Annotated in this window: 11 protein-coding genes; 3 read left to right on the top strand and 8 right to left on the bottom strand. The window is 64.1% G+C overall.

Translation table 11 applies throughout. The annotated features are described in order from the left end of the window. The first annotated feature begins 2 nt into the window (after positions 1-2). Positions 3-1,892: a TRAP transporter large permease gene (locus tag JQ621_RS02425; protein WP_212232818.1), complete on the top strand. Its 1,890-nt coding sequence runs from the start codon at positions 3-5 to the stop codon at positions 1,890-1,892. Positions 1,893-1,910: 18 nt separating this feature from the next. Then, positions 1,911-3,560, top strand: coding sequence for an acyl-CoA synthetase (locus tag JQ621_RS02420; protein WP_212232817.1), 1,650 nt, complete (start codon positions 1,911-1,913; stop codon positions 3,558-3,560). 74 nt (positions 3,561-3,634) lie between these two features. Here the strand turns inward: JQ621_RS02420 and JQ621_RS02415 are convergent, their stop codons facing one another. The 7 genes from JQ621_RS02415 to JQ621_RS02385 all read right to left on the bottom strand — a co-directional run bounded on the left by JQ621_RS02415 (position 3,635) and on the right by JQ621_RS02385 (position 12,868). Next, complete coding sequence (locus JQ621_RS02415) at positions 3,635-4,432, bottom strand: MBL fold metallo-hydrolase (protein WP_212232816.1); 798 nt, start codon at positions 4,430-4,432, stop codon at positions 3,635-3,637. A 9-nt stretch (positions 4,433-4,441) separates the two neighbouring features. Next, complete coding sequence (locus JQ621_RS02410) at positions 4,442-5,218, bottom strand: TatD family hydrolase (protein ID WP_212232815.1); 777 nt, start codon at positions 5,216-5,218, stop codon at positions 4,442-4,444. Positions 5,219-5,376: 158 nt separating this feature from the next. After that, positions 5,377-7,485: a hybrid sensor histidine kinase/response regulator gene (locus JQ621_RS02405; RefSeq protein ID WP_212232814.1), complete on the bottom strand. Its 2,109-nt coding sequence runs from the start codon at positions 7,483-7,485 to the stop codon at positions 5,377-5,379. A gap of 349 nt (positions 7,486-7,834) precedes the next feature. Then, positions 7,835-9,826, bottom strand: coding sequence for a methionine--tRNA ligase (gene metG, locus JQ621_RS02400; protein WP_212232813.1), 1,992 nt, complete (start codon positions 9,824-9,826; stop codon positions 7,835-7,837). A gap of 47 nt (positions 9,827-9,873) precedes the next feature. Next, positions 9,874-10,920: a DNA polymerase III subunit delta' gene (locus tag JQ621_RS02395; RefSeq protein WP_212232812.1), complete on the bottom strand. Its 1,047-nt coding sequence runs from the start codon at positions 10,918-10,920 to the stop codon at positions 9,874-9,876. Then, positions 10,917-11,603 (bottom strand): dTMP kinase, encoded by a 687-nt coding sequence (gene tmk / locus JQ621_RS02390; protein ID WP_212232811.1) that lies wholly within the window; start codon positions 11,601-11,603, stop codon positions 10,917-10,919. The genes JQ621_RS02395 and tmk overlap by 4 nt, the downstream gene beginning before the upstream one ends. Positions 11,604-11,605: 2 nt before the next feature. Further along, complete coding sequence (locus JQ621_RS02385) at positions 11,606-12,868, bottom strand: D-alanyl-D-alanine carboxypeptidase family protein (protein ID WP_212232810.1); 1,263 nt, start codon at positions 12,866-12,868, stop codon at positions 11,606-11,608. Positions 12,869-13,021: 153 nt separating this feature from the next. Between JQ621_RS02385 and JQ621_RS02380 the strand changes: the two genes are divergently transcribed. Further along, positions 13,022-13,978 carry an alpha/beta fold hydrolase gene (locus tag JQ621_RS02380; RefSeq protein ID WP_212232809.1) on the top strand — a complete coding sequence of 319 codons (957 nt, stop codon included), beginning with the start codon at positions 13,022-13,024 and terminating at the stop codon, positions 13,976-13,978. A gap of 26 nt (positions 13,979-14,004) precedes the next feature. On the opposite strand, the gene JQ621_RS02375 is transcribed toward JQ621_RS02380, so the two are convergent. Further along, positions 14,005-14,934 (bottom strand): septal ring lytic transglycosylase RlpA family protein, encoded by a 930-nt coding sequence (locus JQ621_RS02375; protein WP_212232808.1) that lies wholly within the window; start codon positions 14,932-14,934, stop codon positions 14,005-14,007. Positions 14,935-15,240: the final 306 nt, after the last annotated feature.

Here is a 15,240-nt window from a genome sequence, read left to right as displayed (position 1 = left end):
TCATGGCTCACGTCGAGGTTCAGGTGACCGAACTCATGGGCGAGGTGGCTGTTCAGCCCCCTCGCCGATCCCCTTGGCTGGCCTCGGTGGAGCGGCTCCTCGGCCTTGTCGTCGAGATTCCGGCGGCGATCCTGGTGGTCGCCGAGATCGTGATCCTGTTTGCCGGCGTGGTCGCGCGCTACGGCGTGCACCGGCCGCTGATCTGGTCGGACGAGCTGGCCTCGATCCTGTTCCTGTGGTTGGCGATGCTGGGCGCGGCGGTCGCGTTCCGTCGCTCCGAACACATGCGCATGACCGCGATTGTCGCCAGCGCCGGGCCGGCGATGCGCGCCTATCTCGACGTCGTCGCGACCTGCGCGGCGCTGGCGTTCTTGGCGCTGATCGTCTGGCCAGCGTCCGAATACGCCTACGAGGAAAGCTTCATCACCACGCCGGCGTTGCAGATCTCGAACATGTGGCGCGCCGCGGCGCTGCCGGCCGGTATCTGCCTGATGGCGGCGTTCGCCTTGCTGCGGCTGCTGCGTGCCGGCAACACTCGCATGGTGCTGACGGCCGCGCTGTCGGTTGCCATCCTCGTCGGCCTGTTCTGGCTGGCGCAGCCATATTTGCGGCCGCTCGGCAATCTCAACCTTGTCATCTTCTTCGTCGGCGTGGCCGGCTTCTGCGTCTTCGCCGGCGTTCCCATTGCGTTCGGCTTTGGCCTTGCGATCTTCGGCTATCTGGCGCTGACCACGCGGACGCCCGTGATGGTGCTGGTCGGGCGGATGGACGAGGGCATGAGTCACCTCATTCTGCTGTCGGTGCCGCTGTTCGTGTTTTTGGGGCTGTTGATTGAAATGACCGGCATGGCGCGGGCCATGGTGGCCTTCCTGGCAAGCCTGCTCGGCCATGTCCGCGGTGGCCTGCATTACGTGCTTGTCGGCGCCATGTACCTCGTCTCCGGCATATCAGGCGCCAAGGCCGCCGACATGGCGGCGGTTGCGCCCGTGCTGTTCCCGGAGATGAAGCAGCGCGGTGCCAAGCCCGGCGATCTCGTTGCGCTGCTTTCGGCGACCGGCGCCCAGACCGAAACCATTCCACCGAGCCTGGTGCTGATCACCATCGGCTCGGTCACCGGCGTCTCGATCGCGGCGCTGTTTACCGGCGGCCTGCTGCCCGGCATCGTGCTCGCGATCACGCTCTGCATGCTGGTCTGGTGGCGATATCGCCATGAGGACATGAGCCATGTCCGCCGCGCTACCGCCGCCGAGATCGGCAAGACCTTCATCGTCGCCCTGCCCGCGCTGGCCCTGCCGTTCGTGATCCGCTACGCCGTGGTCGAGGGCATCGCTACCGCGACCGAAGTTTCCACCATCGGCATCGTCTACGGCGCGCTGGTGGGATTGCTCATCTACCGCCGCTTCGACTGGCGGCGGCTGTTCCCGATTCTGGTGGAGACCGCGGCGTTGTCAGGCGCGATCCTCCTGATCATCGGCACGGCCACCGGGATGGCCTGGGGCCTGACGCAATCCGGCTTCTCGCGCTCGCTGGCTGCGGCCATGACCGGATTGCCGGGCGGCTCGGCCTCGTTCATTGCCGTCTCGATCCTGGCCTTCACCATCCTCGGCAGCGTGCTGGAGGGCATCCCGGCGATCGTGCTGTTCGGACCGCTGCTGTTTCCGATCGCCCGCGCGGTCGGCGTGCACGAAGTGCACTACGCGATGGTGATCATTCTGGCCATGGGCATCGGATTGTTCGCCCCGCCCTTCGGCGTCGGCTATTATGCCGCCTGTGCCATTGGACGCGTCGATCCAGCCGAGGGCATCAGGCCGATCTGGGGCTATCTGCTGGCGCTGCTGGTGGGTTTGATTATCGTCGCGGTCTTCCCCTGGATCTCGATCGGATTCCTGTAGGCGCGAAGGAGGGTGTCGATGAGCGAGCGGCAGAACCAGTACAATATCGGCCTCGACAAGAACCCGGCCAATTACGTGCCGCTGACCCCGTTGAGCTTCCTCGCGCGCAGCGCCGCCGTCTATCCCGATCACGTCAGCACCGTCTATGAGGGCCGCAGCTTCACGTGGGCCCAGACGCATGAACGCTGCAAACGCTTTGCGTCCTATCTTGCCGGCAAGGGTATCGGCGTTGGCGACACGGTCGCGGCGATGCTGCCGAACATCCCGGCGATGAACGAGGCGCATTTTGCCGTGCCGATGACCGGCGCCGTGCTCAATGCGCTCAACATCCGCCTCGATGCGCCCTCGATCGCATTCCAGCTCGACCATGGCGGCGCCAGGATTATTCTTGTCGACCCCGAGTTTTCAGGCGTGATCACCGACGCGCTCGCGCAGATGAGCGGACCAAAGCCGTTCGTGATCGACGTCGACGATGCCGCCTTCAAGGGCGGCGTGCGCATCGGCGAGATCGAATATGAGGCGGCCGTTGCACAAGGCGATCCGAATTTTACGGCGATCCCGCCACAGGATGAATGGGATGCGATCGCGCTGAGCTACACCTCGGGCACGACGGGCAACCCCAAGGGCGTCGTCACCCATCACCGCGGCGCGTATCTCAACGCCGTCAGCAACATCCTCGCCGGCAATCTCGGCCAGCATCCGGTCTATCTCTGGACCCTGCCGATGTTTCACTGCAATGGCTGGTGCTTTCCCTGGACCTTGGCTGCGGCCGCCGGCATCAATGTCTGCCTGCGCAAGGTCGAGCCCACCAGGATTTTCGAGCTGATCAAGCAGCACGGCGTCACCCACATGTGCGGCGCGCCGATCGTCTACAACACGCTGATCAACGCGCCTGACGCGCCGAAAGGCAACGCGGCGCGCCGTGTCGTCGGACTGATCGCAGGCGCCGCGCCGCCGGTCGCCGTGCTCGAAGGCGCCGAGAGCATCGGCATCAAGCTCACGCACGTCTATGGCCTGACCGAAGTCTACGGCCCGGCCTCCGTCTGCGCCGAGCAGCCCGGCTGGGAGGAGCTTCCCGCCGCCGAGCGCGCGAAGATGAAGCGCCGGCAGGGCGTGCCCTACCCGCTCGAGGAAGGCGTCACCGTCATCAATCCGCAGACCATGAAGCAGGTGCCGCGCGATGGCGAAACCATCGGCGAAGTCATGTTCCGCGGCAATATTGTGATGAAAGGCTATCTCAAGAACGAGAAGGCCACGAAGGAGGCGTTCGAGGGCGGCTGGTTTCACACCGGCGATCTCGGCGTGCTCGATGCGCAGGGCTATGTCACGATAAAGGATCGCTCCAAGGACATCATCATCTCCGGCGGCGAGAACATCTCCTCCGTCGAAGTCGAGGACGTCCTCTACAGGCACCCGGCCGTGCTGTTCGCTGCCGTGGTCGCCAAGCCCGACCCGAAGTGGGGCGAAGTGCCCTGCGCCTTCGTCGAACTCAAGGACGGCGCAAGTGCAACCGAGGCGGACATCATCGCCTTCTGCCGCACGCATGTGAGCGGCTTCAAGACTCCCAAAGCCGTCGTGTTCGGACCGATCCCGAAGACGTCGACGGGAAAGATCCAGAAATTCCTGCTGCGCAATGCGGTCGGATCCGCCAAGGCCATCACGGCCTGAGGCGTCAGACACATTTGCAAACAAGGCTCGCAGCGATCGCGCGTTTTCCTCGCGTCGGATTTGCTGACGGTTACTTAGTGCGCCTCGAGCCGGAGGCCGTCGTAGGCCGGCACCACACCCGCGGGCAATTTCTGCCTGATGACCTCGTAGTCGACATCAGCCGCCATGTTGGTGATGACGGCGCGCTTCGGCTTGAAGCGCTTGATCCAGGACAGCGCTTCGTCGATGTTGAAATGACTGACATGCGGGGTGTAGCGCAGGCCATCGACGATCCAGAGGTCGAGGTCTTCCAAGGCGCCCCAGCTCTCGCGCGGGATGTCGTTGAGATCGGGCGTGTAGGCGGCGTTGCCGATGCGATAGCCGAGCGCGGGGATGTTGCCGTGCTGGACCAGAAAGGCAGTCATCGTCACGTCCCCGCCCTTCCCGCTGACGATCTGGCTGCCGCCTGCCTCGATCGAATGACGATTGAGGATCGGCGGATAGTCGCTTCCCTCCGGCGAGATGAAACAATAGGAGAACCGCGCCATGATGTCTTTGGCGGTCGACTGGTTGAAATAAACAGGAATGCGCTTGCGCATGTGGATCACGACGGAGCGCAGATCGTCCATGCCGTGGGTCTGGTCGGCATGCTCATGGGTCAGGAACACCGCGTCGATATGATCGACATCGGTCGAGATCAACTGCTCGCGGAGATCAGGCGAGGTGTCGATCACGATGCGCGTGGTGCCGTGGCGTGATGTCCGCTCGACCAGCAACGAGCAGCGTCGGCGGCGGTTCTTGGGGTTGTTGGGATCACACGCACCCCAGCCGAGCGCCGGGCGCGGCACGCCGGCAGAGGAGCCACAACCCAGAATCGTCAGCGTCAGCGTCATGCGGCTCCCTTAAGCTTTCACCTTAGAGAACAGGCGGAAGAAGTTTTCGCTGGTCTGGCGCGATATCTCTTCAAACGACACGCCGCGCGTCTCGGCGAGCACCTTTGCGACCTCGACCACATAGGCCGGCTCGTTGCGTTTGCCACGGAACTTGCCGGGCGCAAGATAGGGCGAGTCTGTTTCAACCAGAATACGGTCCGACGGCAGTTCGGCCGCCAGCGCGCGCAGGGCGTCCGACTTCTTGAAGGTCAGGATACCCGTGAAGCCGATGTAAAGCCCCAGCGACACCGCCTTCAGCGCCAGTTCGCGCCCGCCCGTGTAACAATGCAGCACGGCATGAAACGATCCCCGGGCCGCCTCCTCCTCCAGGATGCGGCTGCAATCCTCGTCCGCCTCGCGGGTATGGATCACCAGCGGCAGGCCGGTGGCGCGGGCGGCGGCGATGTGAGCACGAAAGCCCCTCGCCTGCGCCTCGGGCGAGCCGTCGTCGTAGAAATAGTCGAGCCCAGCCTCGCCGAGCGCGACCACCTTCGGATGCCGGGTCAGCGCGATCAACTCGTCCGACGAAATGCCGTCTTCCTCATCCGCGTTGTGCGGATGAGTGCCGACCGTGCAATAGACGTCGTCATAGCGTCCTGCGATGGCGAGAAGCTGATCGAGCTTCCGCACCCGTGTCGAGATCGTGACCATGCGACCGATCCCGGCCGCACGTGCACGCGACACGATCCCGTCGAGATCCTCTGCAAAGTCCGGAAAATCCAGATGACAATGACTATCGACCAGCATTTCCGGGTATCGCTTTCCACAAGCCCTGAGGGCGGCCAAAGCCGCTGTTCACAGGTAGGGGAAGCGTGTTGGAACGTCAACGGGGCCGACACATCGTCCTCACACAGCCGGATACGGTCTCGTCCAATTGAGCGCGGAGATCGGCGGTGGCCGCGCTGTCAGAGGTCCAACACCTCGCGCACCTTGTGTGCGAGCCTGTCGATCTTATAGGGCTTTTGCAGCAGATGTACCCCGGGATCGAGCCGGCCATGATCGACGATCGCATCCTCGGTGTAGCCTGACGTGTACAGGACCTTTGTACCGGGGGCCATCTGCCCCACTCGCTCAGCCAGCTGCCGTCCGGTCATGCCGCCAGGCATGACAACGTCCGTGAATAATAGATCGGGAGCACCGGCGCGCGACACCTCCTGGAGCGCGGAAGATCCGTCGCTGGCTTCGGTCACCCTATAACCCAGGCGGCGCAATTGCTGGACCGCGAAGGCGCGCATATGAGGATCGTCTTCGACAACGAGGATCGATTCAGCACCTGTCGCGAGGGCCGCATGAGCCCGGGCCGACTGAACGGCAGTGGCCGTATCCGCTTGGGCACGCGGCAGGAAGATCTTCACGCAGGTGCCATGTCCGACTTCGCTGTAAATCTGAATGTAGCCGCCCGTCTGCTTGACGAAGCCGTGCACCATGCTTAGCCCAAGTCCCGTTCCCTTGCCGACCGGTTTGGTCGTAAAAAACGGCTCGAAGATGCGGTCAAGTATTTCGGGCGCTACGCCGCTGCCCGTATCGGACAGCGCCATCATGACATATTGGCCCGGAATGACCTCCACGCTGTGTGCGGCGTACTCGTCCGACAGCTCGACATTGCTGGTCTCGATCGTCAGCTTGCCTCCGTGCGGCATCGCATCTCGCGCATTCAGAACGATGTTGACGATTGCAGTCTCCATTTGACGAATATCGGCGGTCACTGTCCACAACGACTTCATCAGTCGAAGATTGACTTCGACGTTCTCGCCGATCGTGCGCCGTAGCAGCGCGTTCATACGCATCACGACTTCATTCAGATCAAACGTACTCGGCTCAAGCGCCTGGCGGCGGGCAAAGGCAAGCATCAGCTGTGTCAGACTTGCGCCTCGCTCGGCGGCTTCAAAAATTGGTTCGACGAACTTGCGATGCGCATCGTCGCTCTTCATCTCGTCCAACAGGGCCTCTGCATTGCCGAGAACGACCGTCAGCAAATTGTTGAAATCGTGCGCGACGCCGCCCGTCAGTTGCCCGATGGCCTGCATCTTCTGCGCCTGCAGCAGTTGCGCTTCCACCCGCTTGCGATCCGTAATGTCCTCGGTCAGGAAGGCGACGCCACCGATGTTGCCGAGGGTATCAAACCAGGGGCGCACCTGCCAGCGTAACCACTGCACGCGTCCATCACCCCTCGTGAACGCTTCCTCCTCGGCGTGAAGCGTCTCGCCCGCAAGGGCGCGGCGGTGAATCGTGCGCCAACGCTCAGGAATCTCCGGAAAGACCTCATAATGTGACAGCCCACGCAAATCTCTGCCGACGAGGCCATAGTCGGTGAGCCAGCGGTCGCTGTAGATGAGATAGCGCAGATCTTTATCGAGAATCGCAATTGCGGCAGGAGCGTATTTGATGAAGTATCTCAAGCGCTCTTCGCTCTCGCGCAAGGCTTCTGCCGCTTTTTGTTGGAGAGCCTCGAGCGACCTGCGGGCCGAGACGTCCCTCACCGCAGCGATCGCGGCGGACCGACCGGCCATGGCAACTGGACTGAGGCTGATCTCGGCCGGGAATTCCGTCGAGTCCTTGCGGCGTCCCCATAGCAACAGCCCATCGCCCATCATTCGCGTCTTGGGTTGCGTGAAATAAGCGCCCAGATGGCTGAAATGTGCGCGGCGATATCGGTCCGGGACCAGTATCTCGACAGGCTTGTCCACGAGTTCTTCAGGCGCGTAGCCAAAGATGTCCAGGACGCGGTCACTGGCAAACTCGATCACACCGGCACTGTTGACCATGAGTACGGCGTCCGGGCTCGCCGCGAGAACGCCTCGGAATCTTGCTTCGCTCGCGTGCAGATCGGCTGCCGTTTTGGCCCGATGTGCGCTCGGCTTGCCGAATCCAAGGTCGCGCAGTCGCTGTTTTATTCTGAGCCACAACGAGGCTCCAAGCCTTTCCGAAGCCTTGCCGTCGTCTCGTGTATCCGGATGACTCAAGTCACCTACCACGTGGCTCTGAAGGCCACTTTCGGGTGAACGACGCGACATAGAGCTGCTCGTCTCCCTTGCACGGTTCGATTCCTGCGATGGTTGGACGTGCCATGCGCACACATTGCGTTACCGCCGCGATGAGCGCGCCGGCCATCGACGCGATGCACCGCTGTCGCTTCATCACGCATGAGAAGCAGAGAGCTGCGTTTCGTTTGCAATGATCTGGATCAATGACGCGAATCGAGTCGTGCGCCCGGCACGGGTCCTGGGCGCCGCCACCTATCTCGATACCGATTTGCGGCCATCAGCGGCTGCGCAGGTCTTGGATACGCTGCGCAAGCGGCTTGCTGTTGTTGTGTTGGTACGATGCGGTTTGCGGATCGAGGCGCCCGAAGACGGCCTGAGGCTAGGCCGCCGGCTCGATGTAGCGCGGGAACGCCGGTGTCGGCGCCGGCAGCGTCGAGCCTGGAGCAATCCGCTTCCCGCCGCCGAGCATCGCAAAATGACGCTCGCCCGCGGGAACGCCGAGGCTGTCGAGCAGCAAGCTTGACGCGGTCGGCATCGCTGGCTGGGCCAGGATCGCGATCTGGCGGACGACTTCGGCGGTGACGTAGAGCACCGTCTTCTGGCGCGCAGGATCGGTCTTGGCGAGCGCCCACGGCGCCTCGCCCGCGAAATAGCGGTTGGCCTCTGCCACCACGGCCCACACCGTGTTGAGCCAGTGATGAATCTGCTGCGTCGCCATTGCCTCGCGAGACGCGGCAATCATGCCGTCGGCCATCGCCAGGATCGCCTTGTCGTTGTCGCTGAACTCGCCGGGCTCCGGCAGCACGCCGCCGAGCTGCTTGGCGATCATCGACAGCGAGCGCTGAGCGAGATTGCCGAGATCGTTGGCAAGATCGGCATTGATGCGCGCGACGATGGCCTCGTGGTTGTAGTTGCCGTCCTGGCCGTAGGAGACCTCGCGCAGGAAGAAATAGCGCATCTGGTCGACGCCGTACTGATCGGCAAGATTGAAGGGATCGACGACGTTGCCGACCGACTTCGACATCTTCTCGCCACGGTTGAACAGGAAGCCATGGGCATAGACCCGCTTCGGCAGTGCAAGGCCCGCCGACATCAGGAATGCCGGCCAGTACACCGCGTGGAAGCGGATGATGTCCTTGCCGATGATGTGCAGATCGGCCGGCCAGTAGCGCCAGTTCTTGTCGTCCTCGTCGGGGAAGCCGACGCCGGTGATGTAGTTGGTCAGCGCATCGACCCAGACATACATGACATGCTCGTCTGCGCCGGGCACCTTCACGCCCCAGTCGAAGGTGGTGCGCGAGATCGAGAGATCGCGCAAACCGCCGCGTACGAAGCTCACCACCTCATTCTTGCGTGAATCCGGGCCGATGAACTCAGGATGGTCCGCATAAAGCTTCAGCAGCTTGTCCTGATAGGCCGACAGGCGGAAGAAATAGCTCTTCTCCTCGACCCAATCGACCGGCGTGCCCTGCGGCCCGAGGCGTACGCCGTCGTCGTTCAGGCGCGTCTCGTCCTCGGCGTAATAGGCTTCGTCACGCACCGAGTACCAGCCGGAATAGCTGTCGAGATAGATGTCGCCATTCGCCTCCATACGCCGCCAGATCTCCTGGCTCGAACGATGATGCTGCTCCTCGGTGGTGCGGATGAAGCGGTCGAACGAGACGTTCAGACGCTCGTCCATCTCCTTGAAGCGAGAGGCATTGCGGGCCGCCAGCGCAGACGGGGACAGGCCCTCGTTCTGCGCGGTCTGAACCATCTTCTGGCCGTGCTCGTCCGTGCCGGTCAGGAAGAACACGTCCTTGCCGTCGAGCCGTGCGAAGCGCGCCAGCACGTCGGCCGAAATCGCCTCATAGGCATGACCGATATGCGGGCTGCCGTTGGGATAGGCGATCGCGGTCGAAATGTAGAAGACATTGTCGCGTGCGGGAGCGACAGCGGGCGTTGTGGCCTTCGGCGCAGCCTCAAACTTCGGCACAGGCGGCGCCTTGGGTTTCGAGGCTTTGGGTTTAGAGACCTTGGGTTTCGAGACCTTGGGCTCCACGGCCTTCGGCTGAATGGCGACAGGAGCCGGTGCCGGGATCGCCGCGGGTTCGGCTGACTTCGCCTTCTTGACTGCCGTCTTCGCCGGAGCCCTTGCTGGCTTCTTGGCAGCCGCCTTCATTCCTGCTGTCTTGGCGACAACATGCTTTTTCGCCGCCTTCTTGCCGGCCTTCTTTGCCGTCTTCCCTGCGCCCTTCTTTGCGCTCTTCTTCACGCTCTTCTTGGCCGGTGCCTTCTTCGTCTTCGTGGTCGACTTGCGCGCAAGCGCCTTGGCAGCTTTGTTTGCAGCCTTCTTCTTGCCCTTGGCGGTTTTCTTAGCTCGCGTTGCCACGACGATTCCTTTACCGGCTTCTCAGAAATTTGGATTCAACTTGCGCTCTAGCGCGTTGCGTCCGCCAGCCAGCTGAACACCGAGAAAACCAAGGGCTTTCGCTCCAGATTGTAGGTTTCGGTGTCGCGCGCGGCGCGGACGATCTTTTCCCATACCTCGCTTAAGCGCGCAAGGCGCGGCAGGTTCTGGTTGGCATTGGCCTCGTCCGCATGCAGGCGGTCCGCGATCCAGCGATCGATGCCGTCGACGAAGGCTGCGAGCGCCACGCGATCGCTGGTGCCAAGGGATTCGCCGAGGGTGTGCAATTCGCGCGGATCGACCTCAGGCAGGCGCGCCAGCAGCGCCGCCGTGCGCTGCTGGAGCTTGAGCGCCTCACCGCCGAGCAGCGTGAGTGCCCGAGCAACGCTGCCTTCGGAGGCCTCCGCGGCCTCGCGCAATGCCAAATCGGTCGTTGCGAGGCCGGTGGCCTCAGCGGCGGCGCCAAGGACCTCGTCGGTTGCCAGCGATCGCAAGCGTAGCTTGCGGCAACGTGACTGGATGGTGGCGAGCACGCGCGCCGGTGCGTGGCTCACCAACAGGAACAACGACCGCTGCGGCGGCTCCTCGAGGATCTTGAGCAGTGCGTTCGCGGCATTGGGATTGAGCTCGTCGACAGTGTCGACGATGCAGACGCGCCAGCCTTCGGCGGCGGCCGTCGAGCCGAAGAACGTTATGGTCTCGCGCGTCTCGTCGACGGTGATGACCGTGCGCATCACCCCACGGTCGTTCGCGGTGCGCTCCAGGGTCAGCAAGCCGCCATGCGAGCCGGCTGCAACCTGCCGCGCCACGGGGTCCCCAGGATCGATTGCGAGGTCCTCGGCGCCCTGCACGGCTGGCGCCAGCGGCTGGCCGTGGGCGAGCACGAAGCGCGCCATACGGTACGCCAGCGTCGCCTTGCCAATCCCTTGCGGACCACCGATCAGCCAGGCATGCGGGATCCGTCCGCTACGGTAGGCCGTCAGCAGCGCAGCCTCGGCCTCGCGATGGCCGAACAGATGGCTGGTTTCGCGCGGATGCGGTATCGCGCTCTCGCGCTCGGCCTGACGCGGGCTCATGCGGAGATCACCGAGGCAGGGGTAGGAAGCAGACGATCGCGCAGCGCGGTCCAGACACGGCCGGCGACCGTATCAGGATCGGAATTGGCGTCGATCAGCACGCAGCGCGCGGGATCATCCGCGGCAATCTTGCGATAGGCCTCGCGCAGGCCCTGATGGAAGGCGATCTTTTCACCTTCGAACCTGTCAGGCGTGCCGCCGCCGCGCCGGGCAGCCGCGCGGGCCAGGCCGATCTCGACCGGCAGGTCGAGGACTATCGTGAGGTCAGGCTTGAGATCGCCGATGGTGACCCTCTGCATGGCGTTGATCAACCCGGCCGGCACGCTGCCTAGGCTACCCTGGTAGGCACGCGTCGAGTCAGCGAAGCGGTCGCACAGCACCCAGATGCCCTGCTTCAGCGCGGGCTCGATCACTGTCCGGACATGGTCGTCACGCGCCGCGGCGAACAGCAGCGTCTCTGCGTCGGGTCCGAGCAGCTTGCCCATGCCCGAGAGGACGAGATGGCGCATGATCTCTGCGCCCGGCGACCCGCCGGGCTCGCGCGTGAGCAGCGTCCGCAGCCTGGCCGCAGCGAGACGGTCGGCGAGCTTCTTGATCTGGGTCGACTTGCCCGTCCCCTCGCCGCCCTCAAAGGTGATGAAGCGTCCGCGTCCGGACGGCCGCTGTCCCGTGCTCGCACCCATGATCAGAGCTTCTCGGCGCCTGCGCGGAACATGCCGATCACCAGTTCGCTGGCGCCGTCGATCGCCCGCCGCATGGTCGAGCCGGTGCCGATTGCTTCGGCTGCATAGACCGGTGTCTCCACCGCGATATTGCCGCTGCGCCAGACCCTGACCACACCCACCTGCTGACCGGCCACGACCGGTGCGCGCACAGGACCGTTATAGACGACGCGTGCGATCAGCTTGTCGCCCCCGCTCTTGTGCACCATCACCTTCACGGGCTCTTTCGCGACGAGCTTCACCGAGCGGCTCTCGCCGCCAAACACCTTGGCATAGCCGACCGGCTGGTCGGCCGCGATCAGCGTACGGGTCTCGAAATTGCGAAAGCCCCATTCCAGCATCTTCTTGGCTTCTGTAGCGCGGTCCTCGATGTCCTCAAGCCCGTTGACGACGACGATCAACCGCGTGCCGTTCTGCACGGCCGAGCCGACCATGCCGTAACCGCCTTCCTTGGTGTAACCGGTCTTGAGGCCGTCGGCGCCTTCCAGCGAATTGAGCAGGGGATTGCGGTTAGGCTGGCGGATCTTGTTCCAGGTGAACTCCTTTTCGCCGAACAGTTTGTAGAATTCGGGGAAGTCCAGGATGATGTGACGGGCGAGCAGGCCGAGTTCGCGCACCGTCATCTTGTTGCCGGGGTCGGGCAAGCCGTTGGAATTGGCGAAGGTCGATTTGGTCATGCCGAGCTCGCGGGCGCGCTTGGTCATGAAGTCGGAGGCGAAGATCTTCTCGCCGCCGGCGATGCCTTCGGCGAGCGCGATGCAGGCGTCGTTGCCGCTCTGGATGATGGCGCCATGCAGGAGGTCGTCGACCGAGACCTTGCTGTTGATGGCCGCGAACATGGTCGAGCCGCCGGAGGGAGCGCCGCCCTTGCGCCAAGCGTTCTCGCTGATCCGGTATTCGTCGGTCAGCTTGACATCACCCTTCTTGATCGCGTTGAACACGACCTCTGCGGTCATCAGCTTCATCATGCTGGAGGGCGCGCGCAGCTCGTCGGCGTTCTTTTCGAACAGCACGCTGCCGCTGGAGGCCTCGATCAGGATCGCAGTGGGAGCGTCACCGTCGAAGCCGGCATCCTCGGTCTTCTTGGCGCCCTGGACGCTCTGGTTGGCGGCATAGATCACCCCGCCCCAGCTCAGGCTCACGGCAAGCGCGGCTGCGACCAACCCGCGCGCCAGCACTCCGGCCGTGACCCCGGTGTGGCGAAACGAGATGAGACGAAGTGCCATGGCCAAGCCCTGAGAGCGGCGTTCTAACAAATGGAACCGGGGCGAACAACACGCGGATCCGTGCCTGTCCAAGAGATTGCACGATTCTCGCTGCATCCCTATCGTGGCACCTGATGTTTTTCGACCAAACCCCTGAAACAAGGCGGAAAAGCGATGTCCTCGACCCGCGTGATCAAGGCCAATGGGATCGACCTCTTCATCCGCGAGGCCGGCCAGGGGCCGCTGGTGGTGCTGTGCCATGGCTGGCCTGAACTCTCCTATTCCTGGCGGCACCAGATCCCGGCGCTGGCGGCCGCCGGCTTCCACGTCGTGGCCCCCGATATGCGCGGCTACGGCCACAGCGCCGCCCCGACCGACGTCGCCGCCTACTCGATCTTCGATACCGTCGGCGACGTCGTTGGCCTCGTCCAGGCCCTCGGCGAAACCAGGGCGATGGTGGTCGGCCACGACTGGGGCGCGCCGGTGGCCTGGCACGCGGCGCTGTTTCGCCCGGATATCTTCACCGCCGTCGCAGGCCTGAGCGTCCCGCCGCCGTTCCGCGGGCGCGGCAAGCCGCTCGAGCTGCTGCGGCTGGGCGGCGTCACCAATTTCTACTGGCAGTACTTCCAGGCGCCCGGCGTTGCCGAGGCCGAGCTCGAGCGCGACGTTGCCCGCACCATGCGCATCGTGCTTGGCGGACGCGGCCTTGCCGATCCCAGCGCGGCGATGTTCGTGCCGGAGGGGAAGGGATTCCTCAGTCACGGATCCGGCGAGGAGCCGTTGCCCGCCTGGCTCAGCGAGGCCGATCTCGCCTATTTCACCGAGTCGTTCCGCAACTCCGGTTTCCGCGGCGGGCTGAACTGGTATCGCAACCTCGACCGCAATTGGGAGCTGACCGCGCCCTGGCAGGACGCCCAGATCCATCAGCCTTCGCTCTTCATCGCCGGCTCGAAAGACGCCGTCATCACCGGCCTGATCGGCGCCAAGCGCGTCAACGAGCTGGAGCGCGTGCTGCCGAATCTCGCGCGAAAGCTGATCATCGACGGCGCGGGCCATTGGGTGCAGCAGGAGCGGCCCGACGAGGTCAATGCCGCGCTGGTCAGCTTTCTGCGTGAAGCGTCGCCACACTGAATGAGGCGGCAACGCGCAAGCGGCGATCAGTACAGGCCGCGGCCGGTCAGAATGCTGCGAGCTTCGGATGCGCCGTCATCGGAACCGGCAGGACCGCCATCGCGCGCATAGCGGCCGTCTTCGTCATAGGAGACCTGGCGGGCATTCTGGAGCGCCCGGCCCCGGCTGCGGCTCGAGGCCGACATTTCCGAGGTCGCGTTGATCGAGGCGACGTCGACTGAGGTGTTGCCGAGGCTGTACGGCCGCCCTTCCGGCATAGGAACCTCGCCGCGGATGGCACCGCGGCTCGACGAGGGCAGCTCAGGCACGAAAGGCCGCGCCGAGGCGACCCGGACCATCGAGGGCGACGGCGCCGGAACGCCGGTGCGCAGGGTCGCGATCAACTGCCGGTCGTCGGAGCCTTCGAGCGGCGCCCGGCCGACATATTCGACCCGGACCCTGGCGACACCATTGCCTTTGAATTCAAGGAGTTCGGCGGCCTTGTTCGAGACGTCGATGAGGCGGTTGCCATGATAGGGCCCGCGGTCATTGACGCGGACGATCAGCGACTTGCCGTTCGACAGATTGGTCACCCGCGCATAGGACGGCATCGGCAGGGTCGGATGGGCCGCGGTCAGCGAACCCATGTCGAAGACTTCGCCGTTGGCGGTCTGGCGGCCATGGAAATCGTCGCCGTACCAGGACGCCATGCCCTCGGCGCGGTAGTTGACGTCCTCCTCCGGCACGTAGGTCCGGCCTGCCACCACATAGGGCTTGCCGACGCGATAGGTGCCACCGCCCTTGGGCACGGGATCGCCCCAGGCCACGACGCGCGGGCTGGAGGACACGCCATATTTGGGATCGACCCGGCTGGCGAATTTGTTGGACGAGGCGCAATTGGCGAGCGCGAGGCAGGCCGAGACGACCGCAACGCGTCGCGCAGCCCGAACCACCGAATCTGACCGTCGGATCCCCATTCGCCCCAAATACCATTTCGCCGGAGGCGGCACTAACCCGCTTGCTTGCTGGGAGCGCCCTCCGGGCCGCGAACTCCAAGGCGGCCCACCACCGTCTCAGAGGCGGTAACGATAACGCAACCCGAACACGGCGGAAATGGGGAGCCCTCGGCGTTCGTGTCGGGATGGTAAACAGGACGTTCGGTATTCTCCGTTGATCTACGGGGCGCGAGGGCTTCGGGATCGCCTCCTCTGTGCCAGACCTGCACAAGCTGTTGCGCCAAAACCTCACTCCACTCCCGATATCGCCGGCTTCACCGGAATTCT

The sequence above is a fragment of the Bradyrhizobium manausense genome (genome assembly GCF_018129685.1).
GTDB lineage: Bacteria > Pseudomonadota > Alphaproteobacteria > Rhizobiales > Xanthobacteraceae > Bradyrhizobium > Bradyrhizobium manausense_D.
Note: the sequence above shows the minus strand (reverse complement) of the source record. Positions and strands in the feature narration are given on the sequence as shown.

What these genes read in the sequence shown, in the direction of transcription:
- JQ621_RS02415 (WP_212232816.1), bottom strand. Translation starts at nt 4,432, where the DNA reads ATGACGCTGACGCTGACGATTCTGGGTTGTGGCTCCTCTGCCGGCGTG.
- JQ621_RS02405 (WP_212232814.1), bottom strand. Translation starts at nt 7,485, where the DNA reads ATGTCGCGTCGTTCACCCGAAAGTGGCCTTCAGAGCCACGTGGTAGGT.
- JQ621_RS02380 (WP_212232809.1), top strand. Translation starts at nt 13,022, where the DNA reads ATGTCCTCGACCCGCGTGATCAAGGCCAATGGGATCGACCTCTTCATC.
- JQ621_RS02375 (WP_212232808.1), bottom strand. Translation starts at nt 14,934, where the DNA reads ATGGGGATCCGACGGTCAGATTCGGTGGTTCGGGCTGCGCGACGCGTT.
- tmk (WP_212232811.1), bottom strand. Translation starts at nt 11,603, where the DNA reads ATGGGTGCGAGCACGGGACAGCGGCCGTCCGGACGCGGACGCTTCATC.
- JQ621_RS02425 (WP_212232818.1), top strand. Translation starts at nt 3, where the DNA reads ATGGCTCACGTCGAGGTTCAGGTGACCGAACTCATGGGCGAGGTGGCT.
- JQ621_RS02420 (WP_212232817.1), top strand. Translation starts at nt 1,911, where the DNA reads ATGAGCGAGCGGCAGAACCAGTACAATATCGGCCTCGACAAGAACCCG.
- JQ621_RS02395 (WP_212232812.1), bottom strand. Translation starts at nt 10,920, where the DNA reads ATGAGCCCGCGTCAGGCCGAGCGCGAGAGCGCGATACCGCATCCGCGC.
- JQ621_RS02385 (WP_212232810.1), bottom strand. Translation starts at nt 12,868, where the DNA reads ATGGCACTTCGTCTCATCTCGTTTCGCCACACCGGGGTCACGGCCGGA.
- JQ621_RS02410 (WP_212232815.1), bottom strand. Translation starts at nt 5,218, where the DNA reads ATGCTGGTCGATAGTCATTGTCATCTGGATTTTCCGGACTTTGCAGAG.